This window comes from Bacillus cereus group sp. Bce019 (genome assembly GCF_051781745.1).
GTDB lineage: Bacteria > Bacillota > Bacilli > Bacillales > Bacillaceae_G > Bacillus_A > Bacillus_A cereus.
On sequence record NZ_JBPWJX010000047.1, the window covers coordinates 1 to 2,877 of the forward strand.

Consider the following 2,877-nt stretch of genomic DNA (forward strand, 5'->3'; position numbering starts at 1 on the left):
TTTTAGATTGAATAGATGACCCATCCATGAGTGGGAATGGTCAGTGCTTAATTGGTGTTCGAATGATGTATGAAGACCCCAAGTAGGAAGTGAGAGGAAGGCTGTTTTTGTTTTTGTTTTTGAAGACGGTAATGTTGCTAGAAAAAACCTTCTTTTTTAGGCTGAATAGATGACTTGGTGATATGTGGTATTGGTTGATGCTTAATTCGTATCTGATAGGGATATTAGAATAGAATGATGAATTTTTATAGAGGTGAACGAAATGAAAGTAGTAGTAGGATCAAAGAATAAAACGAAGGTTGGCGCTGTGGAGAAGGTTTGGAAAGATGCTGAAATTACATCTCTTTCTGTTCCGTCAGGAGTATCAGCTCAGCCTTTCTCAGATGAAGAGACGATGCAAGGAGCGATTAATAGAGCGAAGCGAGCGCTAGAGGAAGGAGAAGCTCCAATTGGTATTGGGCTAGAAGGCGGCGTAATGAAAACGGAGCACGGTTTATTTATGTGTAACTGGGGCGCGCTAGCAACAATGGATGGGAAAGTATTTGTGGCCGGAGGAGCGCGTATTACGTTACCAGACGATTTTTTAGCACCTCTTGAAGATGGTAAGGAATTAAGCGAAGTGATGGAAGAGTTTGTGCAGCGAAAAGATATTCGTAGTCACGAAGGTGCTATCGGTATTTTTACAGATGATTATGTCGACCGCACGGAATTATTTGTACACGTTGTTAAGTTGTTAGTTGGGCAATATAAGTATGACAAAAAGCAAGCATAAACCTTGCACCGTGCGCGATGTATGGTAGTATAAAAGAAAGATTATAACATGAAAAATGCACCCGTTAGAGGAGGAAATATAGATGAAGTCATTAGAAAGCATGGAGCAATTCCAACAGTTAAAAAATGAAGAGAATGTAGTCTTTATGTTCTCAGCAGAATGGTGCCCAGACTGCCGCTTTGTAGATCCATTTATGCCAGAAGTAGAAGAGAAATATAGTGATTTCTCATTTTACTATGTAGATCGTGATGAGTTTATTGATCTATGTGTAAAATTAGACGTATTTGGCATTCCGAGCTTTGTAGCGTACAATAAAGGTGAAGAAACTGGTCGCTATGTAAACAAAGATCGTAAAACACAAGAACAAATCGAAGAGTTCATTGAAGGTTTAAAATAAGGCAATTTGCCAATTGAATTGTAAAACAACCTCTACCTTCGCGGGGGAGGTTATTTTTTTGGAAGGGAGGAAAAAAGAGATGAAGATGACAAGTAAAAAGATGAAAGATGAGTTAATAAAGAAATTATCTCGCCCAGAATGGGACTTTCAGTATGATAGTGAGAAAGAAGTTTTACGTATTGAACAAAAATACTCCAAAAAAGGTATTAACGTATCGCTTCCAGGAGTTGTGGCAAAATGGGAAGTGAACAAGGAAAAGGCAATTGAAGAAGTTGCTTATTACGTACAAGAAGCGCTAATTGCGATGCATAAAGAAGAAAATAGCGGAGCGAAAATTTTACCTGTTATTCGCTCTACTTCTTTCCCGAAACAAGCAGAAGAAGGAAATCCGTTTATTATGACGGATCATACGGCGGAAACACGTATTTACTACGCGCTAGATTCGAATAAAACGTATCGACTAATTGATGAGCGTCTATTACAAAAATTAGAACTTACAGAACAGCAAGTGCGTGAAATGGCATTATTCAACGCACGCTCATTAGGTTATGAATTTAAACAAGACACAGTAGCGGGTAATACATTCTACTTTTTAAACACAAATGATGGGTATGACGCGACTCGTATTTTAAACGAATCGTTACTACAATCGATGCGTGAAAAGATTTCTGGTGACATGGTTGTTGCTGTTCCTCACCAAGATGTATTAATTATTGCTGATATCGTCAACGAAATCGGTTATGATATTATTGCACAAATGACAATGAAATTTTTTGCCGAAGGGCATGTTCCGATTACATCACTTTCATTCGTATATGAAGATGGAGAATTTGAACCAATCTTTATTTTAGCGAAAAATCGGAAGAAGACAGATGGAAAAGAGAAAGGATGAACGAAGTGAACGTTTTTTACAACCTTGAAGGAATTGGTGACACTTTAATTGTTGCCTTACAAGATATTACTTTAGAGAACCGTACTTTTGATCGCAAAGGAGATGTTGCACGCGTATATGATCGTGAAAGCAATGTAACAGCAGGATTCAACATCTTTAATGCATCTTCTTACTTAGAAGTAAAAGAAACAGGCAACCTTACATTAACGAAAGAGCTTGTAGAGAAAATCAACGAAATTTTAGCGAAGAATGGCTTTGAAGAAACAGTAGAAGCAGATCTTTCTCCGAAATTTGTTGTAGGCTATGTAGCTGAAAAAGAAAAGCATCCAAATGCTGACAAGCTAAACATCTGTAAAGTAGAAATCGGTACAGAAACATTACAAATCGTATGTGGTGCACCAAACGTTGATGCAGGACAAAAAGTTGTCGTTGCAAAAATTGGTGCTGTAATGCCAAGTGGTATGTTAATTAAACCAGCAGAACTTCGCGGTGTTCCTTCTTCTGGAATGATCTGCTCTGCACGTGAATTAGAGCTTCCAGATGCTCCACAAGAAAAAGGTATCCTTGTATTAGAAGATAGCTTTGAAGTTGGACAAGAGTTTAAATTTTAATTGATATAAGAAGAGAGAGGTTGTCCTTTTGGACAGTCTCTCTTTTTGTTTTGTCATTTTTTGTTGGTAAGTCGATATTCCGTGTCGAATCGTTGATATATGTAGAGTTACGATAGATATATTTGAAAAATCGTTGATATATGTAGAGTTACGATAGATATATTTGAAAAATCGTTGATATATGTAGAGTTACGATAGATATATT

Annotated in this window: 4 protein-coding genes; all 4 read left to right on the forward strand. The window is 37.3% G+C overall.

Annotated features, from left to right (window positions below; all coding sequences use genetic code 11):
• Positions 1 to 262: 262 nt before the first annotated feature.
• Positions 263 to 772: a DUF84 family protein gene (locus ACS2QP_RS27285; RefSeq protein WP_000869940.1), complete on the forward strand. Its 510-nt coding sequence runs from the start codon at positions 263 to 265 to the stop codon at positions 770 to 772.
• A gap of 82 nt (positions 773 to 854) precedes the next feature.
• Positions 855 to 1,169, forward strand: coding sequence for a thioredoxin family protein (locus tag ACS2QP_RS27290; RefSeq protein ID WP_000838193.1), 315 nt, complete (start codon positions 855 to 857; stop codon positions 1,167 to 1,169).
• A 79-nt stretch (positions 1,170 to 1,248) separates the two neighbouring features.
• Entirely contained in the window at positions 1,249 to 2,061 is an 813-nt protein-coding gene (locus ACS2QP_RS27295) for a DUF1444 domain-containing protein (protein ID WP_438883014.1), read from the forward strand.
• On the forward strand, positions 2,058 to 2,672 hold the full coding sequence (ytpR, locus tag ACS2QP_RS27300; protein WP_001006770.1) for a YtpR family tRNA-binding protein: 615 nt from the start codon (positions 2,058 to 2,060) through the stop codon (positions 2,670 to 2,672). The genes ACS2QP_RS27295 and ytpR overlap by 4 nt, the downstream gene beginning before the upstream one ends.
• Positions 2,673 to 2,877: the final 205 nt, after the last annotated feature.

Excerpts from the sequence above, each read along its gene's own strand:
- ACS2QP_RS27285 (WP_000869940.1), top strand. The coding sequence starts at position 263 with ATGAAAGTAGTAGTAGGATCAAAGAATAAAACGAAGGTTGGCGCTGTG.
- ACS2QP_RS27290 (WP_000838193.1), top strand. The coding sequence starts at position 855 with ATGAAGTCATTAGAAAGCATGGAGCAATTCCAACAGTTAAAAAATGAA.
- ACS2QP_RS27295 (WP_438883014.1), top strand. The coding sequence starts at position 1,249 with ATGAAGATGACAAGTAAAAAGATGAAAGATGAGTTAATAAAGAAATTA.
- ytpR (WP_001006770.1), top strand. The coding sequence starts at position 2,058 with ATGAACGAAGTGAACGTTTTTTACAACCTTGAAGGAATTGGTGACACT.